This window comes from Tenacibaculum bernardetii (assembly GCF_029125915.1).
Lineage (GTDB): Bacteria > Bacteroidota > Bacteroidia > Flavobacteriales > Flavobacteriaceae > Polaribacter > Polaribacter bernardetii.
Genome location: NZ_JAQJCU010000002.1, coordinates 235,633 through 258,753, shown reverse-complemented (window position 1 = coordinate 258,753; position 23,121 = coordinate 235,633). Strand labels below are relative to the sequence as shown.

Annotated in this window: 14 protein-coding genes; 7 read left to right on the top strand and 7 right to left on the bottom strand. The window is 32.0% G+C overall.

Annotated elements, in window-relative coordinates; translation table 11 throughout:
• Nucleotides 1-54: 54 nt before the first annotated feature.
• Nucleotides 55-567 carry an acyl-CoA thioesterase gene (locus P2G10_RS02810; RefSeq protein ID WP_218771817.1) on the top strand — a complete coding sequence of 171 codons (513 nt, stop codon included), beginning with the start codon at nucleotides 55-57 and terminating at the stop codon, nucleotides 565-567.
• Nucleotides 568-574: 7 nt separating this feature from the next.
• Here P2G10_RS02810 and P2G10_RS02805 read toward each other — a convergent pair whose 3' ends face one another.
• Genes P2G10_RS02805 through P2G10_RS02780 form a run of 6 tightly spaced genes read right to left on the bottom strand, consistent with a single transcriptional unit; the run spans nucleotide 575 to nucleotide 7,310 of the window.
• On the bottom strand, nucleotides 575-1,609 hold the full coding sequence (locus P2G10_RS02805) for an AI-2E family transporter (RefSeq protein WP_275315120.1): 1,035 nt from the start codon (nucleotides 1,607-1,609) through the stop codon (nucleotides 575-577).
• A 9-nt stretch (nucleotides 1,610-1,618) separates the two neighbouring features.
• Nucleotides 1,619-2,833, bottom strand: coding sequence for a murein hydrolase activator EnvC family protein (locus tag P2G10_RS02800; RefSeq protein WP_275315119.1), 1,215 nt, complete (start codon nucleotides 2,831-2,833; stop codon nucleotides 1,619-1,621).
• Nucleotides 2,833-3,603, bottom strand: coding sequence for a lipoprotein insertase outer membrane protein LolB1 (gene lolB1 / locus P2G10_RS02795; protein ID WP_275315118.1), 771 nt, complete (start codon nucleotides 3,601-3,603; stop codon nucleotides 2,833-2,835). Before lolB1 ends, P2G10_RS02800 begins: the two co-directional genes overlap by 1 nt.
• A gap of 23 nt (nucleotides 3,604-3,626) precedes the next feature.
• On the bottom strand, nucleotides 3,627-4,526 hold the full coding sequence (locus P2G10_RS02790) for a tetratricopeptide repeat protein (RefSeq protein WP_275315117.1): 900 nt from the start codon (nucleotides 4,524-4,526) through the stop codon (nucleotides 3,627-3,629).
• Nucleotides 4,527-4,575: 49 nt separating this feature from the next.
• Nucleotides 4,576-5,592 (bottom strand): sugar phosphate nucleotidyltransferase, encoded by a 1,017-nt coding sequence (locus P2G10_RS02785; protein WP_275315116.1) that lies wholly within the window; start codon nucleotides 5,590-5,592, stop codon nucleotides 4,576-4,578.
• Nucleotides 5,593-5,648: 56 nt separating this feature from the next.
• The gene (locus tag P2G10_RS02780; protein ID WP_275315115.1) at nucleotides 5,649-7,310 is read right to left on the bottom strand and encodes an ABC transporter ATP-binding protein; all 1,662 of its coding nucleotides are present in this window, start codon (nucleotides 7,308-7,310) and stop codon (nucleotides 5,649-5,651) included.
• A 294-nt stretch (nucleotides 7,311-7,604) separates the two neighbouring features.
• On the opposite strand from P2G10_RS02780, the gene P2G10_RS02775 reads away from it, so the two are divergent.
• The 4 genes from P2G10_RS02775 to P2G10_RS02760 all read left to right on the top strand — a co-directional run bounded on the left by P2G10_RS02775 (nucleotide 7,605) and on the right by P2G10_RS02760 (nucleotide 19,950).
• Nucleotides 7,605-10,031 (top strand): GEVED domain-containing protein, encoded by a 2,427-nt coding sequence (locus P2G10_RS02775; RefSeq protein ID WP_275315114.1) that lies wholly within the window; start codon nucleotides 7,605-7,607, stop codon nucleotides 10,029-10,031.
• Between the two features lie 81 nt (nucleotides 10,032-10,112).
• Nucleotides 10,113-14,366, top strand: coding sequence for a GEVED domain-containing protein (locus tag P2G10_RS02770; protein ID WP_275315113.1), 4,254 nt, complete (start codon nucleotides 10,113-10,115; stop codon nucleotides 14,364-14,366).
• Between the two features lie 219 nt (nucleotides 14,367-14,585).
• Nucleotides 14,586-17,969 (top strand): GEVED domain-containing protein, encoded by a 3,384-nt coding sequence (locus P2G10_RS02765; protein ID WP_275315112.1) that lies wholly within the window; start codon nucleotides 14,586-14,588, stop codon nucleotides 17,967-17,969.
• Nucleotides 17,970-18,090: 121 nt separating this feature from the next.
• The gene (locus P2G10_RS02760) at nucleotides 18,091-19,950 is read left to right on the top strand and encodes an ABC-F family ATP-binding cassette domain-containing protein (protein WP_275315111.1); all 1,860 of its coding nucleotides are present in this window, start codon (nucleotides 18,091-18,093) and stop codon (nucleotides 19,948-19,950) included.
• 276 nt (nucleotides 19,951-20,226) lie between these two features.
• On the opposite strand, the gene P2G10_RS02755 is transcribed toward P2G10_RS02760, so the two are convergent.
• On the bottom strand, nucleotides 20,227-20,943 hold the full coding sequence (locus P2G10_RS02755; RefSeq protein ID WP_275315110.1) for a 3'-5' exonuclease: 717 nt from the start codon (nucleotides 20,941-20,943) through the stop codon (nucleotides 20,227-20,229).
• A gap of 179 nt (nucleotides 20,944-21,122) precedes the next feature.
• On the opposite strand from P2G10_RS02755, the gene P2G10_RS02750 reads away from it, so the two are divergent.
• Complete coding sequence (locus P2G10_RS02750; protein WP_218771806.1) at nucleotides 21,123-21,818, top strand: response regulator transcription factor; 696 nt, start codon at nucleotides 21,123-21,125, stop codon at nucleotides 21,816-21,818.
• A 55-nt stretch (nucleotides 21,819-21,873) separates the two neighbouring features.
• The gene (locus P2G10_RS02745) at nucleotides 21,874-22,917 is read left to right on the top strand and encodes a sensor histidine kinase (protein ID WP_218771805.1); all 1,044 of its coding nucleotides are present in this window, start codon (nucleotides 21,874-21,876) and stop codon (nucleotides 22,915-22,917) included.
• Nucleotides 22,918-23,121: the final 204 nt, after the last annotated feature.

The window sequence follows — 23,121 nt, the reverse complement described above, 5'->3', positions numbered from 1 at the left end:
TTTTAAATAACTTGTTTTTAGCTTTATTTATATCTTTGCATCAAAATTTAACTGATGACAGCTAAAACACCACAACAATCACTAACAGTACTTACCGACCTTGTTTTACCAGGAGAAACTAATTATTTAGACAATCTTTTTGGTGGAGAATTATTAGCTCGTATGGATAGAGCTTGTAGTATTGCTGCACGTCGTCATTCTAGAAGAATTGTGGTTACCGCTTCTGTAAATCATGTTGCTTTTACCAAATCGGTTCCTGTAGGAAGTGTTGTTACGGTTGAAGCAAAGGTTTCGAGAGCTTTTAAATCATCAATGGAGATATATGTTGATGTTTGGATTGAAGATCGTCAATCTGGTGAAAAAACCAAGGTAAATGAAGGGATTTACACGTTTGTTGCTGTAGATGAAACAGGTAAGCCTGTACCGGTTGCTCAAATTAATCCAGAAACTGAATTAGAGCAAAAACGTTACGATGGCGCTTTACGTAGAAAGCAATTAAGTTTGGTCTTAGCGGGTAAATTAGACCCTAAAGACGCTACTGAGCTTAAGGCGTTGTTTTTAGGATAAAAACAGCTTAAATCTCATCTATTTCGCCGTTTTCGGATAAGAAAATGGCGACTGCTTTTGTTTTCTCGAATTGCGAAAAGATAATAATCATAATTACGGTAATTGGTACACTTAAAATCATACCTGTAACGCCCCATATTTTTCCCCAAAAAGCTAAAGATATTATTGTTACTAGCGGACTTAAGTTTAGTGATTTTCCAAATAATTTTGGTTCTATAATATTACCAACCACTACTTGTACAGAACCTACAGCAATTAATACAATTAAGAATGGTGTAAATTCACCAAACTGAATTAAACTAAAAGTTGCCGGAAAAATAGTAGCTACCAACGAGCCTATTGTTGGTATATAATTTAGTAAAAAGATTAAAAATGCCCAAAACGGCGCACTATCTACACCAACAATTAGCAAAACAGTATAACTTAAAAAACCAGTAAGTAAGCTTACATATGTTTTTAAGCGAAGGTAATTAGAAATAGAAAACTCAATTTTATCTAACATAAATTTCATGTTAGTGTACTTATCGTCTTTATCTTTAAAAACTTTTACAAGCTTCTTTTTAAAACTACTTTCTTCTAAAAAGATAAATAAAGCGTAAATTATTATCATAAAAGTATCACCTAATAAACTACTAATTCCGTTTGCAATATCCCCTAAAAAAGAGCCGTAATTAAAATCACCTATTACAGATTTTACCGATTTAATAATATCAATATGAAAATAGGCATCTAAACTATTAATAATAGCATCAATATTGGGCTCGTATTTAGAGTAAGATGTTGTTAAATCAGATATACTATTTGTAATAATTCCCGATACAAAACCAAAGCTTAAAACAATAAAAGTAAATACTAATATATTACTTAACCAAATAGGTATATACTTTTTAGCAAGTGGTATTTTGTATATAGTTTTACGTATTTCACGTGTTAAAAACCAAAAAAGTAAAGCAAAAACAAAAGGAATTAAAATTCCTTTACCAATAACCAATGCGGCTATAATTACAACAATAACTATGATGAAATTTGCAGGGTTTTTCATTGATTTATATTAGTTAGTACGTATCCATTTTGCAGGATTTAAACGATTAATATTTTTTGATAAAATAAAAAGTAATGTAGTTTTACCAGAAATCTTATCAGTAAAAACTTTACCTACTTTATCTCCGGTTTTTATAATATCTCCTTTTTTTACATAAACACTTTCGAGGTTATTATAAGATGATATATAACTACCGTGTTGAATTAAGACTGATTTCTTCCCTCCAGAATGAGATTGAAGTGCTAATATCTTGCCATTAAATATGCTTTTAGCGTCTGTTTTTGCTTTCGTTACTATATGTAATCCTGGGCTATTTATTTTTATTCCTGAAAAAGTTGGATGCGGTTGTATACCATATTTTCTGGTAATAATTCCGCTTACAGGCCAAGGTAAACTTCCTTTGTTTTGTTCGAAATTTGCTAACAATTTCTTTTCAGCAGCATCTAAAACAAATCCTGAACCTCCTTTTTTAGATGTTTTTTTACCTTTATTTGCTTTTGCAATAGCAGCCTTAATTAATTTATCAATACGAGCTGTTATACGTTGTTCTTCTTTTAATTTTTGTTGTAAATCTCGTTTGTATTTTTTTTCTTCCTTTTTAACTTTAGAAATTAATTTTTCTTGATTTTTTTTATCAGATTCTATTTCTTCTTTTTGAGATTTTTCATCAAAAATTAATTTTTCTTTAGCTTTTCTTTTCTCGATTAAAGAGTTATTAAATGCTTTAATTTCTGTTGTTTTTACAACGATATCTTCTCCTTGCTTTTTTCGATACTCATTGTATTGCTGCATGTATTTTAATCGCTTATAAGCTTGATAAAAGCTTTCAGAAGACAACAAAAACATTGTTTTACTTTGTTGAGATTTACTTTTATGGGTTTTTACAACCATATCAGAATACTCTTCTTTTAATTTTTTTAACTGATCGTTATAGGTTGCTAGTTGTTTTTCATTTAAAGCTATTTCATCAGATAGCTTTTTAGATTCTAATTCAATCACTTCAATTAAACGCTCTCTTGCACCAATTTTTTGACTCAAATCTTTTAAGTCGTCTAAAGCATTTCCTCTGTCTTTTTTAGCTTTAAACAACAAACTATTAATCTGCTTAATTTCATTTTTAATTGCCTTGTGTTTTTTTTCCAGCGTTTTTCGCTCTTGACTAAACGAAGAAAAGCTTATTAAAAAAAGACATAAAAATGAGAGATAAAGAACAGTTTTTTTCATTATAATTTAATTTCTTTATAACCGTTAGGCATTCTAAAATCAATATTCAATTTTGTATCAAACTCTACCGAGCGTGTTGTAATATCAATAACAGTAAACTTATTGTTTTGTTTTGCATTAATATTAATTTTTTCAGGAAATAAAACTCCTTTTTTATTCAAATATGTAGGATATGATATATCTAAACGCTGATTTTTTGTTGAGTTTACAACCGATTGTTTGTTTAGTTTATAATGAAGCGGATTTATATTAAAAAACAAATCAAATAAAATAGCTTGCTTTTTAGGTGATAGTTGATATGATTTTTCAATAATTTCTACCTCGTGACGTTCAGATTTTACGTTAAATAAAGATTGGCCCAACAACATGTTTTGTAATTGTTGAAAGTTAATATCTGTTCCTAATAAATCCTTTAACATCGAAAAATCTCCATCGAAATAATTTTTATAAAAAGAAGAATAAAATTGCACCTTTGTAGGAGTAATCTTAGCTTTAAAAACAGTAATAATCTTGGTTCCTTTTAGCCAAATAACTTCATCTTTTTTGATTTTCATTCGTACAGAAAAACCTACATCATCTTTAGCGTTTTTATAATTAACCTTTAAACGGGCATCAATTGTTTTTTTATCAAAATTAGCCGAAATATGTTTTTTTGCCACTTTTCTGGCAGACATTTCTTTAATTTCAACCAAATTATTGGTGGCTATTTTAGTTGATTTACACGAGGTAAATCCTATAAATAAGACAATAAGTACTGTAAAGTATTTCATATAATTTATAAGTAGAAAGACAATTATTTTAGAATTTTCTTGGCTTTGCTTTTAAATAAATCCGCCTTTTTAGGGTCATTTAATTTTTGATAAGCTTTTGCCATTTCTATATAAAATTTTGCTTCAATTTCGTTGTTATCAATTACAAAATCAATGCCGTTTTGCAAACTTTGTAATGCTTTTTTATATTTTTTATTATTGTTAAGCGCTTTACCGTTCATTAAATAAACAAATGGTTGCGCCGGAAACAACGTTAAACCTTGCTCACTGTATTTTAATAAATCAACATGATTGCTTGTTGTTAGCTCGTTTAATAAAAGCTGTAAGCTACGATATGTTTTTTCTTTTTCGAAAGTTGCACGTAAATCTGTGTTTTCTGTTTTCTTTTTGATTTTTTTAACTTCAGTTTCATAAAGTTTTTCCTCAATTCTTCGAAGTCTAGCGTTTAATAGCTTATCCCCTTTTAACTCCGATAAAACTATTTTTGCAGCAGGAATATCTCTATTCTGTAAATGTAAAAAAACTAATAATTGTTTTTTCTTTGGATGTTTTTCTGCAATTTTTTCTTGGGTAACTATCGCATCATTAAAATTTGCAAGCCTTCTTAAAATAGTTACTTTATGCTCTAGCATCCATAAATTATTTGGCTCTTTAAGCAGGGCTAAATGTATATATTCTAAAGACTCATTACTTCTACCTAGTTTTAGGTAATTTTTAGAAAGTTCAAATAATACGGCTTTATTATTTGGTACTAGTTCATTACAATTTTCTAAATACTCAATGGCTTTTTTGTAGTTATAAACTGCTTTTTGAGAGAGTGCTTTAAAAAAGTTATCTTGAAACTGGATGTCATTTTTTTCAATAACACCTACGGCAGCAGGAATGCTGTCTTGAGAGTAGATAAAGAGAGAATAAAGAATCAAGAAAAAAGATAAAAACACCTTAATTCTTGATTCTTGATTGCTTCTTTTATTATGTAAGATCTGTATAATCACCTATACTTACTGATGTATAATTAGCATTATATTTGGCATGATTACCAATCATTGCATTGTCTAATTTAGCATTAGAAATATGAACATTTGTTTGAATTAATGAATTTATGATTGTTGAATTTTCAACAACACTATTTTCACCGATAGAAACAAAAGGTCCGATTTTAGTGTTTTTTAAAACCACATTCTTCCCCACAAAACAAGGTTGAATAATTTTTGAATTTTCTAACACAACATCGTTAGCAACTAAATTGTTGCCATCAGCTTGTTCGAAACCTAGAACCTGTTTGTTAGTATCAACAGTTGGATCTTTTTTACCACAATCCATCCAAGCATCTACTTTACCAGGAATAAATTTAGCACCTTGTTGCTTTAAAGATTCTAACACTTCTGTTAGTTGAAACTCTCCGGAAGGACGAATATCATTATCAATTAAATGCTTTATTTCTTCACGAACTTTATCACCATCTTTAAAATAGTAAATTCCAATAATTGCTAAATCAGAAACAAATTCTTTTGGCTTTTCAACAAAATCAGTAATAATTCCGTCTTTTAATTTTACAACACCAAAAGCACTTGGGTCAGCTACCTGTTTTACCCAAATAGCACCATCAGCATTTGCATCTAAGGTAAAATCAGCTTTAAATAAAGTATCAGCAAAAGCAACAACACAAGAACCAGTTAATGATTCTTTTGCACAATAAATTGCATGAGCAGTTCCTAACGCTTCTTCTTGAACATATACAGAACCTTTGGCACCTAAACTCTCTGCAATTGCAATTAACTTATCTTTAGTATTTGCGGGAAACCCCTTTGCGGCAGTACCAATTATAAATGCTATTTCTTCTATTGGTTGGTTTACAACCGAAGTAATATCCTCAACTAAACGTTGTACAATTGGCTTACCAGCTATAACTGTTAATGGCTTTGGAGTTGTTAATGTATGAGGTCTTAAACGAGACCCGATTCCTGCCATTGGAACTATAATTTTCATATTTTTCTTTTCGTTTTTAACGCTGCAATATACTATTAATAAAGCATCAAAAAAAGTTAGAGTCCTATAGGTACTGCTGCTATTAATGTTTTGGTATAATTGGTTTTCGGATTGTTGTAAATTTCATCAGCATCAGCAACTTCTTCTATCCTACCATTATTCATAACCACCAATTGATCGGCCATATATTTTACAACAGATAAATCATGGGAAATAAATATATAAGTGAAGTTGAATTCTGATTTTAATTGATTTAGTAAGTTTAAAACTTGCGCTTGTACCGATACATCTAAAGCTGAAACCGATTCATCGCAAATAATTAACTTTGGTTGTAAAGCAATTGTACGCGCAATACCAATTCGTTGGCGTTGTCCGCCAGAAAACTCGTGAGGATATCTATTAAAATGTGCTTGCTCTAAACCTACTTTCTCCAGTAAATTATACACATATTCTTTTCTTTCTTTTGATGAGCTTAAAATATTGTGAACTTTCATGGGTTCGAGAATCGCATTACCAACAGTAATTCTTGGGTTTAAAGATGAAAAAGGATCCTGAAATATAATTTGAATTTCTTTTCGTAATTTTTTAAATGCTGATTTTGATAGCTTGGTAATATCTACTCCGTTATAAATAATTTCTCCAGAAGTGGCGCTTTCTAACTGTAAAATAGTTCTACTTAATGTGGTTTTTCCACAACCACTCTCACCTACTAAACCTAAAGTTTCTCCCTCATAAATTTTAAAAGACACATTATTTACCGCTTTTACAACAGTAGGTTTGGAAAACCAAGAAGCATTAGAAATAAAATTTTTATGAAGATTTTTAATTTCTAATAATGGCGGTTGGTTATATATTTTTTGATGAAACTCATCACGTTCTTCATTACTATATAAAGAAGTATTTACAGTGTCGTTAATAAAATCAGTAACAGTTGGTAATATTTTAAAACGTTTTTTAGTATTCGGTTTAGAGTTTATAAGCGCTTTGGTATAATTTTCTTTTGGATGGATAAATAAATCAACAGCTTTACCTTGCTCGATAATTTTACCTTTATGCATAACAATAACATTATCTGCAATTTCAGAAACCAAGGCTAAGTCATGAGAAATAAAAATAATTCCCATTTTATATTCTTCTTGTAATTCTTTTAAAAGTAAAATTATTTCTTTCTGAACCGTAACATCTAAAGCTGTTGTTGGTTCGTCAGCAATTAAAATTTTTGGTTTACAAGCAATTGCCATTGCAATAACTACACGTTGTTTTTGACCACCACTAATTTGATGTGGATAGGAATTAAAAATACTTTCAGGCCTTGGTAGTTTTACTTTTTTAAATAAAGAAATTACCTCTTCTTTTATTTCATCTTTTGATAAACTTGTGTGTTGTTGTAAAGCTTCAGAAACTTGAAAACCACAAGATAAAGTCGGATTTAAAGAACTCATCGGTTCTTGAAAAATCATTCCTATTTTACTACCTCTAATTTTTTGAAATTCTTTATTGGTGTAAGTCAATAAATTTTGATCATTAAATAACACCTCACCTTTAATAGCAGCAAAATTAGGTAATAAACCTAAAATAGCTAACGAAGTTACCGATTTCCCACTTCCACTTTCTCCTACAATACCTAGTATTTCAGTTTGTTGTAAACTAAAAGTAATATTTTGAATAACAGGAGGTGCGTTTTTAAAACTTATTTCTAAATTTTTAACTTGAAGCATTTTTGTAAATTTTTAATAAAAATACAATTAATTTTTGCTAAATATAATAATTATGAGCTATTAAGTGTTTTTGAATATTAAATATATAAAAAATTAAAAACCTACAGCATCACTGGGTTTATGTGATTTTTATACTTGTTTAATTTATAGAAAATATACAAAAACCACTATAAAAGTAGGATTATTTATGTTTTTTTATATATTTGCCTTTCATTTATTTAAAAAAATGGATTTTTATTGTGAATGTATCATTTCTATTTAAATCTATTTTAACTAACTTAATAACCCTTCAATATGAAAAAAATTACTTTGGCACTTATGTGCGTATTTTTTATAACAGCATCTTTTGCACAGGAAAAAAGAACCTGTCATGCGATGGAAGACTTAGAGGAAAGGATGGCTCAAGATCCAGGTCTTGAAAAAAGAATGGCACAGATAGAAGAATTTACTCAAAAAAGAGTAAAAGAAATGGAAAGCCGTCACAGTAAAGTGTCAGGTAACATTATAACCCTTCCTGTAGTTGTTCATATTTTATACACAAACTCATCTAACAATATTAGTACAGCTCAAATTCAATCTCAATTAGATGTATTAAATAAAGATTTCAGAAGAACTAATTCTGATAGAAATAACAAATGGTCTCAAGCTGCCGATTCACAAATTGAATTCAAATTAGCAACTGTTGATCCAAATGGAAATGCAACATCTGGTATTACCAGAACGCAGGTTGGAACTTCTACTTGGCTTACAGGAGAAAATAAAATGAAAAGAGCATCTCAAGGAGGTGTTAACCCATGGAATACTGCAGAGTATTTAAATATGTGGATTGTTGATAACATTACAAGACCAACAGGAGGTACTATTTTAGGATATGCACAATTTCCTGGAGGAGCAGCTTCTACAGACGGAGTTGTAATGGCAGATCAATATTTTGGTACAACAGGTACAGCTCAAGCTCCGTTTGATGGTGGTAGAACAACTACTCATGAGGTAGGTCACTATTTAAACTTACGTCACATTTGGGGTGACGGTGGTTGTGGAGTTGATGATTTCGTATCTGATACACCAGAATCGGACGCAGCAAACTACGGTTGTGCATCAACACATTCTTCTTGTGGTTCTTTGGATATGGTAGAGAACTATATGGATTACTCAGATGATTCATGTATGAATTTATTTACAACAGGACAAAAAAATAGAATGCGTGCAGTATTATTGGCAGGTGGTTCTAGAAGAGCTTTAGCTTTATCAGATAAATTTGGAGGAGGAACAACGCCACCAACAGGAACAAACTATTGTACATCGAAAGGAGCAAGTGTAAATGATGAATATATTCAGAAAGTTGCTTTAGGAACAATAAGTAATACTTCAACAGGAGGAAACGGATATTCAGACTTCACATCAATCTCAACTACTTTAGCAAAAGGATCGTCTAATACGATTACTATTACTCCAAGGTGGACAGGAACTACATACGATGAAGGATATGGAGTGTTTATAGATTATAACCAAGATGGCGATTTTTCTGATGCAGGAGAAACAGTGTATACAAAAGCACCTTCAAAAACTACACCAGTAGTTGGATCTTTTACCGTACCAACATCAGCAACAACAGGAGAAACAAGAATGCGTGTAGTATTAAAGTACAATGCAACACCAACAGCATGTGAGGCTTCTTTTGAATATGGGGAAGTAGAAGATTACACGGTTGTAATTGGAGGGGCACAAGCAGATACTACTGCACCAAGTGCACCGGCTAGTTTGTCAGCATCAAGTATAGCTCAAACAAGTTTAACATTAAACTGGTCAGCATCTACAGATAACGTAGCGGTAACAGGTTATGATGTATACCAAGGAGCAGCTAAATTAGGTTCTTCTACAGGAACATCTACAAATATTACGGGCTTAACAGTAGCAACAGCATATACTTTTTCTGTAAGAGCAAAAGATGCTGCAGGAAATGTATCATCGTCTAGTAATGTTGTAAATGTAACAACTTTATCAAATCAAGTTTCTTATTGTGCATCAAAAGGAAATAGATCTACTTATGAGTGGATTGATAATGTAGAATTAGGAGGAATGACTAACGCAACTGCAGGAAATGGAGGTTACGGAGATTTTACCTCTAAAGTAGCAACATTAGGTCAAGGAAGTTCAAACCCAATGGTAATAAGTGCAGCATTTGCAAGTACAGCATATACAGAGCACTGGGCAGTATGGATTGACTTTAACCAAGACGGAACATTTGCAGATAGCGAGAAAGTAGTTTCAGGATCATCATCAAGCGCAAATAACTTAACAGCAACAGTTGCTGTACCATCTAATGCAACATTAGGTCAAACAAGAATGCGTGTTTCAATGAAGTATAATGCAGCACAAACGGCTTGTGAAACTTTTGCAGACGGTGAAGTAGAAGACTATACTGTAAATATTGTATCTAGTGCTAGAGAAGAAAACCCAGTAAGTGGTGAAAGATTAGGAAACGATGATAACATCAACCTAATGGTATACCCTAATCCTGCAGTAAATAGTGTACAAGTTAAGTTAGCATCTAAAGCTGATAACATTACTTATAAAATTGTAAATGTAATTGGTAGAGTTGTGCAAAAAGGACGTTTAGATTCTTCTAACATAAACGTATCTAACTTAAATACAGGAATGTATATTTTAGAAGTAAATGATGGTCAGAAATCATTAACAACTAAATTAATGAAAAAATAATTTTTAAAAATTTACATAATAAAAACCTGAGCAAATCCTGCTCAGGTTTTTTCTATTTTAATTCAAATAAAACCTTTCAGAATGAACAAAAAGCTAAAATTATTAGTTGGAAGTTTTTCTGTAGCCCTTGTTGCGACAATAGGTTACAAGCAATTTTCTATAGAAAACAATGCTTTATCTCTTGAAAAAGAGAGAAAAACGTATTCAGAATTTTTAAAGAATAGTCCTTATCAGGAAACTTTAAAATGGGATAAAAAAAAGAGAAAACATTTTGGTTTACCTCCAAATAGGTATTTCGAGCAAATGTGGGAATTAACGATAAATCCATCAACAGGTAAATTAGAACAAGATGGATTAAATAAATTAAGAAACGAATTAGTACAAAAAAGACAGGCTCAAAGATCTCCTGGAGATAGCGGAAACTCATGGGCAGAAAGAGGCCCAAATAATGTAGGAGGTAGAACTAGAGTTATTATGTTTGACCCTAATGATACTTCAAATAATAAAGTTTATGCTGGTGGTGTAAGTGGAGGTTTATGGGTTAATAATAATATTAGTAGCGCAAATTCACAATGGCAAAGAGTAGAAAATGTGCCAGGTAATTTATCAGTAACTTCTATAACAGTAGACCCTAGAAACTCTAATATTTGGTATGTAGGTACAGGAGAACAATATACAGGAGGTGATGTTGTTGGTAATGGTGTATATAGAACTATTAACGGAGGTACTACATGGACAGCATTAAATATTCCTGCAGCAGGAGGAGGAGATATTAATTTTAATGCTTCAAATTTATTTGTATCAGGAATTCATTATGTAAATGATGTTTTAGCTTGGGATAATGGAGGATCAACAGAATTATTTGTAGCAGTAGGTGCTTTTCGTTACGGAGCAGCTGCTAGTCCATCAAATTGGTTAGGACTGCAATCAGCAGGTTTATATCGTTCTACTGATAATGGAGGAACATGGAATAGAATTGAATCTGCCAACATGCGTTCAGAAAGAGACGGTGTTTCATATTATCATATACCAAATGATTTAGAAGTAGGAGCAGATAATAGATTATGGATGGGTACTATAAATTCTGCCTTAGGTGAAGGTGGTGGTAAAGTTTATGGTTCTACTAATGGTGCTACTTGGACAGAAACTGCAGCTTCTCCTTTAGCAAATGCAAACAGAGTTGAAATAGAGCCATCTGCAACAAACGGTAATAAAATATATGTCTTATCACAGGGTTCAACATCAGCTGCTCCAGTTCTTATATATAAAACAACAAACGGTTTTAATTCTGTCGCTGCAACACCTTTACCAAACGATGCCGATACAGGTATTGCTGCTAATGATTTTACAAGAGGACAAGCTTTTTATGATTTAGTAATTGAAGCAGACCCTAATAATGATAACATTGTTTATGTTGGAGGAATTGACTTGTTTAAGACAAGTAATGGTGGGAACTCTTGGTCTCAATTATCTCACTGGTATGGTGGCTTTGGTCAACCAAACAATGTACATGCGGATCAACATTCAATTGCTTTTGGAAACAATTCTTCGTCTAGAATGTTATTTGGTAACGATGGTGGAGTTTACTATTCTGGTAATGCAGGTGGAACAATTGGTGCACGTAATAAAGGTTACAATGTAACTCAGTTTGTGAAAGCAGGAATTGGACCTGATGGACCTGGAAGTTCTAACTTAATATTAACAGCAGGAGCACAAGATAACGGTACACAAGCATTTAAAAATGCATCTCCAGGAGTAAATAGCTCTACAGAGTTAAGTGATGGTGATGGTTTTTACACATTTGTTGATAAAGATGGTCAGTATATGATCGCAACTTATGTTAATAATGTGATATATAAGTTTAATTTACCATGGAATGGTTTAGGAAGAAGACAAGGAGGTTCTTCAGGAACATTAGCAAGTGATCAAGCAACAGGAGATTTTGTAAATCAAATGGGGTATGATAGTAATGCTAATAGATTATTATCAAATAAATCTACAGCTTCTGCAAATGCTATTATGAGTATTAATGTAGCGGCAAATAATAATGGTACTTTAACAAATGCTTTATTAGATGCAAAACCAACAGCATTTTTACCGTCATCTTTTACGAATAACAGATGGTTTGTAGGTTTAGCAAATGGTAAATTAGTAAAATTATCTAATGTTAATAATTCAAGTGCAACTTGGGCGGCTATAAATACACCTTTTGTCGGTGCTATTTCATCAGTTAGATTAGGAGCAACAGAAAACGATATTTTCGTTACAATTCATAATTACGGTGTAACAAGTGTTTGGGCAACTTCAAACGGAGGTAATGACTGGACGAGTAAAGAAGGTAATTTACCAAACATACCAGTAAGAGATATTTTACAAAACCCATTAGATAGAAATGAAGCTATTTTAGCAACACAATTAGGGGTATGGTCTACTTCTAATTTTAACGATACAAACCCTGTTTGGTCTCAAGCGTATAATGGTATGAGTGATGTTAGTGTAACTTCATTCGATTATTATAATGTTAGTGGAGATAATTCAGAGAATAAAATTATAGCTTCAACTTATGGTAGAGGAGTTTTTACAGGTTCATTTACTGCAAATGCAGTTGCTGATACTGAAGCTCCAACAATACCATCGAACTTAGCAGCATCAAACGTAACTGATGCTAGTTTAACTTTAAACTGGACAATTTCAACAGATAATGTTGGTGTTGTAGGATATGATGTTTATAGAGGGACTACCAAAATAGGAACAGCAACTAGTAATACATATAATGTTACAGGGTTAAATGCAACAACTGCATATTCTTTTATTGTTAAAGCTATAGATGCCGCAGGAAATGAATCAGCTGCAAGTTCAGTCTTAAACATTACAACTCCAGAAGTTACAATTTCTTATTGTACCTCAAAAGGAGCAAGTGTAAATGATGAGTATATTCAGAAAGTAGAATTAGGAACCATCAGTAATACATCAACAGGAGGAAATGGGTATTCAGATTTCACTTCAATTTCAACTAGTTTATCAAAAGGAGCATCAAATACGATCACTATAACTCCAAGGTGGACAGGAACTAAGTATAATGAAGGATATGGAGTATTTATAGATTACAACCAAGATGGAGATTTTTCTGATGCAGGTGAAACAGTTTATACAAAAGCACCATCACAAACTACACCAGTAGTTGGTTCTTTTACAGTACCAACATCAGCAACAACAGGAGAAACAAGAATGCGTGTGGTATTAAAGTATAACGCAATACCAACAGCATGTGAAGCTTCTTTTGAATATGGAGAAGTAGAAGATTACACGGTTGTAATTGGAGGGGCACAAGCAGATACTACTGCACCAAGTGCACCAGCTAGTTTAGCAGCATCAAGTGTAACACAAACTACTTTAACATTAAACTGGTCGGCATCTACAGATAATGTAGCGGTAACAGGTTATGATGTTTACCAAGGAGCAACTTTATTAACTTCTACAGCAGGAACATCTACAAATATTACAGGCTTAACAGCTGCAACAGCATATACTTTTTCTGTAAGAGCAAAAGACGCAGCAGATAATATATCTGCAGCAAGTAATGTTATAAATGTAACAACTTTATCAAATCAAGTTTCTTATTGTGCATCAAAAGGAAACAGATCTACTTATGAGTGGATTGATAATGTAGAATTAGGAGGAATGACTAACGCAACTGCAGGAAATGGAGGTTACGGAGATTTTACCTCTAAAGTAGCAACATTAGGTCAAGGAAGTTCAAACCCAATGGTAATAAGTGCAGCATTTGCAAGTACAGCATATACAGAGCACTGGGCAGTATGGATTGACTTTAACCAAGACGGAACATTTGCAGATAGCGAGAAAGTAGTTTCAGGATCATCATCAAGCGCAAATAACTTAACAGCAACAGTTGCTGTACCATCTAATGCAACATTAGGTCAAACAAGAATGCGTGTTTCAATGAAATATAATGCAGCACAAACGGCTTGTGAAACTTTTGCAGACGGTGAAGTAGAAGACTATACTGTAAATATTGTGGGTTCAACTCCTAACTCAGGAGCAATTGATTCAGGTATAAGTGGTGAAGCATTAGGAAATGAAAAATCATTAAACTTAATGGCGTATCCTAATCCAGCAATAAACAATATTCAAGTTAAGTTAGCATCTAAGAGTGATAACATTACTTACAAGATTGTAAATGTAATTGGTAGAGTTGTACAAAGAGGTCGTTTAGATTCTTCTAATATAAACGTATCTACTTTAAATACAGGAATGTATATTTTAGAAGTAAATGATGGTCAGAAATCATTAACAACTAAATTAATGAAAAAATAGAAGTATAAAACACTAATTATTTTTTTAAAACCATTAAAGCCAGTAATATACTGGGTTTAATGGTTTTTTTATTCCCTTTGTTTGTTAATATCTTTATTTTTTGATCATTTGATTACGAATATTTCATTTTTTTACTATATTTGGGGTGTTAATGATTAAATATTAAGAATTTTTTAATAATAAAGTCATTTACGAATAACTAACTTAAACCCTTCAAAAATGAATCACAAGTACCTTAAAGGCCTTGTATTGGCTGGTGTTGTCTTTGGATTAAATTTTCAGGCACAAGCTCAAGACAAAAGTGAAGTACAACAAATTCGTAGTAAATACAATTTGACAAAACTTCAAACAATGAAAGGAAACTTTCAAAAGATTGCAAAAACAGAAAAAGAACAAGCAAAACAAATTGCAAAACAAAAAGGTTGGAAAACTAAATTTACTACTAAAGATGGTAGTTTAGTTGAATTACAAAGAGTTGTAAATGGTAAACCAATATATTACACCACTTCTAATGCAGCTGCAGCAAAATCTACAAGAGCAAACCATTTAAATGCTGGAGGATCCCTAGGACTTAACTTAATGGGGCAGGGAATGACTGCTTATGTATGGGATGGAGGTCTTGCAAGAGCATCTCACCAAGAGTATGATGGTGCAGGAGGGACAAATCGTTTTTCTATTTTTGATGGTAGTTCTACATTAAACTTTCACGCTGCTCACGTAACAGGAACTATTATGGCATCTGGTGTAAGAGCAGAAGCTAAAGGAATGGCACCACATTCAAAAGTAAGAGGAAGTGACTGGAACAATGATAAATCAGAAGCAATTTCTGCAGCATCTAACGGAATGTTAATTTCTAATCACTCATACGGTTACGCAACTAGAAACCAACAAGGACAAGTTCAATTACCACAAAATTACTTTGGAGGATATATTGACGAATCTAGAGGATGGGATGAAATTATGTTTAACGCACCTAACTACTTAATGGTTGTAGCTGCGGGTAACGACGGTAACGACAATACAGCAAACACGAATCCAACAGGAGGTTCTGGTTTCGATAAATTAACCGGGCACTCAACATCTAAAAATAACTTAGTTGTAGCAAATGCACAAGATGCAAATATTGATTCAAACGGAAATTTAGTTTCTGTTTCTATCAATAGCTCTAGTAGTGAAGGACCAACTGATGATTTTAGAATTAAGCCAGATATTACTGGAAACGGAACAAATGTTTACTCAACTTATGAGAGTAGTAACACCGCTTATAATTCTATTACAGGTACGTCTATGGCTTCGCCTAACGTAACAGGTTCATTGTTATTATTACAACAGCACCACAAAAACTTAAATAATGGAACTTTTATGAGAGCAGCTACCTTAAAAGGTTTAGCGCTACATACTGCAGATGATGCAGGAGTTTCTGGACCAGATGCAGTTTTTGGATGGGGATTATTACATACTAAAAAAGCAGCAGAGGCAATTTCAAATAAAGGGAATACATCTAAGATTGAAGAATTAACATTAACATCAGGTCAAACATATACAATTACTGTAAATGCTGATGGAGTTAATCCATTATTAGCATCTATTTCTTGGACGGATAGACCAGGGGTTGCAACTTCAAGTGTAAATTCAACTACACCTGTATTAGTAAACGATTTAGATTTAAGAGTTACTAAAGGAGGAACATCATATTTACCATATGAATTAACAGGAGCAACAAGCAGTGCAAAAAGAGACAACAATGTTGATCCTTTTGAAAGAGTAGATGTTTCTGGAGCTTCAGGAACATATACAATTACAGTTACAAATAAAGGTTCTTTAACCGGAGGTAGCCAAGATTATACATTAATAGTAACAGGTATTACTGGTACACCAGTTGTATGTAATGCAACTGTACCAACAGGAGTTTCTATAAGCGGAGTTTCTTCAGCAGATGCAACAGTAAACTGGGCAGCTGTAACAGGTGCAACATATGATTTAAGATATAAAGCAACAACATCTTCTACTTGGTCAACAAGTGCAGTTTCTACAGCTACAAAAGCAATAAGTGGTTTAGCAGCTTCTACACAATACGAAGTACAAGTACGCAGTAAGTGTTCTTCAGGGAATTCAGCTTACAGTGCGTCTGTAAACTTTACAACTCCAGCAATTACAATTTCTTATTGTACCTCAAAAGGAGCAAGTGTAAATGATGAATATATTCAGAAAGTAGAATTAGGAACCATAAGTAATACTTCAACAGGAGGAAACGGATATTCAGATTTCACATCAATCTCAACTACTTTAGCAAAAGGAGTATCTAATACAATTACAATTACTCCAAAATGGACAGGTACTGTTTATGATGAAGGATATGGTGTATTTATTGATTATAACCAAGATGGAGATTTCTCTGATGCAGGAGAAACAGTGTACACAAAAGCAAAATCGAAAACTACACCTGTAGTTGGCTCTTTTACCGTACCAACATCAGCAACAACAGGAGAAACAAGAATGCGTGTAGTATTAAAGTACAATGCAACACCAACAGCATGTGAGGCTTCTTTTGAATATGGAGAAGTAGAAGATTATACGGTTGTAATTGGAGGGTCACAAGCAGATACTACTGCACCAAGTGCGCCAGCTAGTTTAGCAGCATCAAGTGTAACACAAACTACTTTAACATTAAACTGGTCAGCATCTACAGATAATGTAGCAGTAACTGGGTATGATGTTTACCAAGGAGCAACTTTATTAGGCTCTACTACAGGAACATCTACAAATATTACTGGTTTAACAGCAGCAACGGCATATACTTTCTCTGTAAGAGCAAAAGATGCTGCAGATAATGTATCAGCATCAAGTAATGTTGTAAGCGTAACTACTTTATCAAACCAAGTTTCTTATTGTGCATCAAAAGGAAACAGATCTTCTTATGAGTGGATTGATAATGTAGAATTAGGAGGAATGACTAACGCAACTGCAGGAAATGGTGGTTACGGAGATTTTACCTCTAAAGTAGCAACATTAGGTCAAGGAAGTTCAAACTCAATGATTGTAAGTGCAGGTTTTTCAGGAACAGCATATACAGAGCACTGGGCAGTATGGATTGACTTTAACCAAGACGGAACATTTGCAGATAGCGAGAAAGTGGTTTCAGGATCATCATCAAGCGCAAATAACTTAACAGCAACAGTTGCTGTACCATCTAATGCAACATTAGGTCAAACAAGAATGCGTGTTTCAATGAAATACAATGCAGCACAAACGGCTTGTGAAACATTCGCAGACGGTGAAGTAGAAGACTATACTGTAAATATTACGGCATCAGCATCTAACTTTAACACCACTTTTACAGATGTAAAAGGAGATGCTTTAGGAAACGAAGCAAGCTTAAGTTTAATGGCATATCCTAATCCAGCTACAAATTTTGTACAAGTTAAATTAGCTTCTAAAGCTGATAATATGACATACAAAATTGTAAATGTAATTGGTAGAGTTGTACAGAAAGGTCGTTTAGATTCTTCGAACATTAACGTGTCTAACTTAAATACAGGAATGTATATTTTAGAAGTAAATGATGGTCAGAAATCATTAACAACTAAATTAATGAAGAAATAATAGAGCTTTTTATTTCGAGGAAAGTTTAAGGAATATAAACCTTAGCTATCTCCTTGCGATTAAATAAATAAAACCCGAGCATTTGCTCGGGTTTTTTGTTTCTTTGCATAAAATATAGAATATGAATTACCTATCGGTTGAAGGCATTGCAAAAGCTTACGGAGAAAAAGTATTATTTGAAGATATTTCTTTCGGAATCAATAAAGATCAAAAAATAGCTTTTGTTGCTAAAAACGGTAGTGGTAAAACCTCTATTTTAAATATTATAGCAGGAGTTGATGAATCTGATTCGGGGCAAGTGGTTAGTCGAAAAGACATTGATATTGCTTATTTATCACAAGCGGATAACTTAAATCCAGACTTAACGATAGAAGAAACTATTTTTTCTACGGATAACAAAGTTTTATCAGTAATAAAGCAATACGAAAAAGCAGTAGAAAATCCTGATAATGCAGATGCATTTCAAGAAGCTTTCGAGTTAATGGAGCAATATAATGCGTGGGATTTTGAAACGCAATACACACAAATATTATCGAAGTTAAAGTTAGATAACTTACAGTTAAAAGTAGGGAAACTTTCTGGTGGACAAAAAAAGCGTTTAGCCTTAGCTATCGTACTAATTAAAAAACCAGATCTATTAATTTTAGATGAACCTACTAACCATTTAGATTTAGAAATGATTGAATGGTTAGAAGTCTTTTTTGCCAAAGAAAAAATAACCTTATTTATGGTTACGCACGACCGTTATTTCTTAGAACGTGTGTGTAATGAGATTATCGAATTAGATGAAGGTAAATTATATAAATATAAAGGTAATTACTCATATTACCTTCAAAATAAAGAAGAACGTTTAGCACTGGAAGCTACCAATTTAGGAAAAGCTAAAAGTTTATTTAAAAAAGAATTAGATTGGATGCGTCGCCAACCAAAGGCACGTACTACAAAATCTAAATCTCGTATTGAAGATTTTAATCAAATTAAAGATAAAGCTCACCAGCGACGTAACGAGCATGAAGTACAGTTAGAAATTAACATGGAGCGTTTAGGGAGCAAAATTTTGGAGCTTCATAAAATGAAAAAATCGTTTGATGATAAAGTAATTTTAGATGGCTTTGATTATGTTTTTAAACGCGGAGAACGTATTGGTATTATAGGTAAAAACGGTACAGGTAAATCTTCTTTTTTAAATATGTTAACTGGAGCTATCGAATTAGATGGCGGAAAAGTAACTGTAGGAGAAACTGTAAAGTTTGGATATTACACCCAAAACGGAATTGAAATAAAACCAGGACAAAAAGTAATTGAAGTAGTTAAAGAATTCGGAGAATATATTCCGTTATCTAAAGGACGAAAAATATCTGCAAGTCAATTATTAGAGCGCTTTCTTTTTGATAAAAAAAAGCAATACGATTTTGTAGAAAAATTAAGTGGAGGAGAACAAAAACGTTTGTACTTATGTGCGGTTTTAATTCAGAATCCGAACTTTTTAATTTTAGATGAGCCTACCAACGATTTAGATGTTGTAACGCTAAATGTATTAGAAAATTTCTTACTAGATTATCCTGGTAACTTAATGGTGGTTTCTCACGACCGTTATTTTATGGATAAAATTGTAGATAACTTATTTGTATTTAGAGGAGAAGGAAAAATTGAAAATTTCCCTGGCAATTACTCTGATTTTAGAGCTTATGAAGATTCTAAGGCAACAGAAGCAAGAGAAGTAAAAAAAGAAGTTGTAAAGCCTGTTAAAACAGCTAAGAAAGTAGCTTTAAGTTTTGATGAGAAACGCGAATGGGGTTTACTTGAAAAAGATATCGAAAGGTTGCAAAAGAAGAAAGAAGTTATTGAAGGTAAATTTAATAACGCTGAATTTTTACCCGAGGAAATTAATGATAAATCAATAGAGCTTCAGCAAATATCAGATGATTTAGAAACTAAAGAAGAACGTTGGTTAGAACTTTCTATGAAAATAGAAGGGTAGTAGTCTTTTTTTATAAGATTTATTATAAAAACTAGATGTAATTCTAAAGCTTAACAATAGCTGTTTTAGCGAGCATTGGTTTATTAAAAAAGTGCAATACTAATTGTATATAACAGTCTAGGTTTTTAGAATGTTAGTTCGAGTGATTTTTTGGCAAAAAATCGTATCGAGAACTCGTTATGTAGCTAAAGTCCTATTCTCGATACAAACTTTACTCATTTCAATCTTAAAATTCACTCGAATTGACAGCGTTTTATCAAAATAGATAATAAGAACTTAAACCTTAACAACAGCTTTTTCTGTGAGCATTGGTTTATTTAAAAATCGTAAAACTAATTGCGCTACAGCAACGGTATCACGTTCACAATACTGAATAATACGCGGTAAGTTTTTTTCTTTGTAATACACATTGGCTACTTCGCTACCATCAATATCTTGTTTTGGTGAAGGAATTCCTAAAATAGAGGTTAATAATTTTAAAGAAGTGTAGTGTTTGTAATCACCAAATTTCCATAATTCTAAAGTGTCTAAATGCGGAACCTCCCAAGGTTTTTTACCAAATAAATTTAGTTTTTTAGGCAAGTTAATTCGGTTGATAATCATTCGGCGTGCGATGTACGGAAAATCGAATTCCTTACCATTATGTGCGCATAATAAATGTTTATTTTGATTAAAATGTTTATCAAGCAATTCTTTAAAATCATTTAAAATAACGCCTTCATCATCCGAAGAAAAAGAAGTAATCCTAAATTGTTCTGTTCCATTATTTTCAACGAAATAACCGACAGAAATACAAATTATTTTTCCAAATTCAGCCCATATACCCGCACGATAATAAAAATCTTCAACATTAATTTCATCCTTCCGTTGATATTGTGTTTTTAAAGCATATAAATTTTGTTTTTCATCCGATAAATCAGAGAATAATTCTACTTCAGGAACCGTTTCAATATCTAAAAACAAGATATCCTGTAAGTTAATTTTATCTAGCATTTTTTATTTCTTTTTTTAAAGATACAAAACCTCCTTATAAAAGAAAAACTTGTAGTTGTTAGTTACATTAGTATTTAAGCAAAGGTTTATGAATGATTAAATGAATGTTAAGTTAAGTAGTAGTGTACAAGATTTATAATATTATAGTTACTTTTGGGTAACACAATATAAAATGACCTATGAATACGAATGATGTTAAAATTTTACTTGTTGATGATGAGCCTGATATTTTAGAAATAGTAGGATATAACTTAAAATCAGAAGGGTATCAAGTTTTTACAGCCAACAACGGTGCAGAAGGAGTTAAATTGGCAAAAAAAGTAAGTCCGCATTTAATTTTATTAGATATAATGATGCCTCAGATGGATGGTATTGAAGCGTGTCAAAAAATAAGAAGTATTAAATCTTTAGAGAATGTAATTATTTCTTTTTTAACAGCTCGTGGAGAAGATTACTCACAAATGGCAGGTTTTGATGCTGGCGCTGACGATTATATTACAAAACCTGTAAAACCAAAAATATTAGTAAGTAAAGTAAAATCTCTTTTAAGACGTTTAAAAACAGCAGATGAAAAAGATGCTACAACGAAAGTTGGCAATATTGTTATAAACAGAGATGAATATGTAGTTTTTCAAGGTGATAAAAAGATAGCTTTACCACGAAAAGAATTCGAATTATTATCATTATTAACATCAAAGCCAGGCAAAGTATTTAAAAGAGAAGTAATTTTAGATAGTGTTTGGGGAAATGAAGTTGTGGTAGGAGGAAGAACTATAGATGTTCACATTCGTAAACTTCGAGAAAAAATAGGAGATGATTTCTTTAAAACTGTGAAAGGAGTTGGGTATAAGTTTGTTTTAGAGGAAGAAAAATAATTAATAAACCAAAAAAATTATATAGATTGCTTAGTAAGCAATCTATTTTTTTATAATGAAGAAAATTAAAAAAACATACCGATATGCACTCTGGTCAGCACTATATTCTACTTCAATTTCAGTAGTAATAGCATTACTATCTTACTTTCTTCTAATTAATTTATTAGGTATTGGAGCCGTTATTGTATTCGGAATTGTAATGTTTGTTATTTCATTTTTTATAATTCAGTACAGAGCCGAATATTTTATATATCAAAGAGTAAAAAAATTATATGAAAATATATCTATTCTTGATGTTAACGATTTAGAAAGAAAAAATGTAACAACAGATGTTGAAGCACTAACTAACAGTGTACAAAAATACGTTGAGGAAAGAAGTGAAGAAATAGCTGTATTAACCCAAAGAGATAGTTTTAGAAGAGATTTTTTAGGAAATGTAGCTCACGAGTTAAAAACACCACTTTTTACAGTACAAGGTTATATTTTAACGTTGATTGAGGGCGCAGCTGAAGATGAAGAAATACGTACAAAATATTTAAATAGAGCTAATAAAGGAGTAGAGCGATTAACCTCAATTATTAAAGATTTAGATATGATTGCTAAGTTAGAAACTGAGGGGATGAAAATGAATATAGAAACCTTTAATATTTTAGAGCTTATTCAGAATGTTTTTGATCTTTTTGAAATGAAGGCAAAGAAGAGAAATATTACTTTAATGTTTGATAAACTATATGATTTTCCTCATTTTGTTAAAGGAGATGTAGAGCGTATAGAGCAGGTTTTAATTAATTTAGTAGTAAACTCTATAAAATATGGTAAAGTAGGTGGTGTTACAAAAATAAGTATTGAAAGCTATAACCCTAATAAATTTATCATTAAAATAATTGATGATGGAGAGGGAATTAAACAAGAGCATATTTCTCGTTTATTCGAACGTTTTTATAGAGTAGATCAAAGTCGTTCTCGTGAACAAGGTGGTTCAGGATTAGGTTTATCTATCGTAAAACATATTATCGAAGCACATCACGAAACTATTTTGCTAAAAAGTGATTACGGTAGAGGTTCTGAGTTTTCTTTTACTTTAGAAAAAGCAATATAAAAGAATTTTCACCTAATTATTAGTAGCTCTTTTAACAAACAAATAGTAGTTTCTGTCAGGGACACAAAATTTTAAGCAATCTGTACAAATGTTATGTATTTAACTAGTTTTTCTGCTGATATTTGCAGTGTAACACACAAAGAAATTCATATTGATAATTGGGGGATTAATCAATAAATATAAAAAAAGCGTCACTTTTAAAGT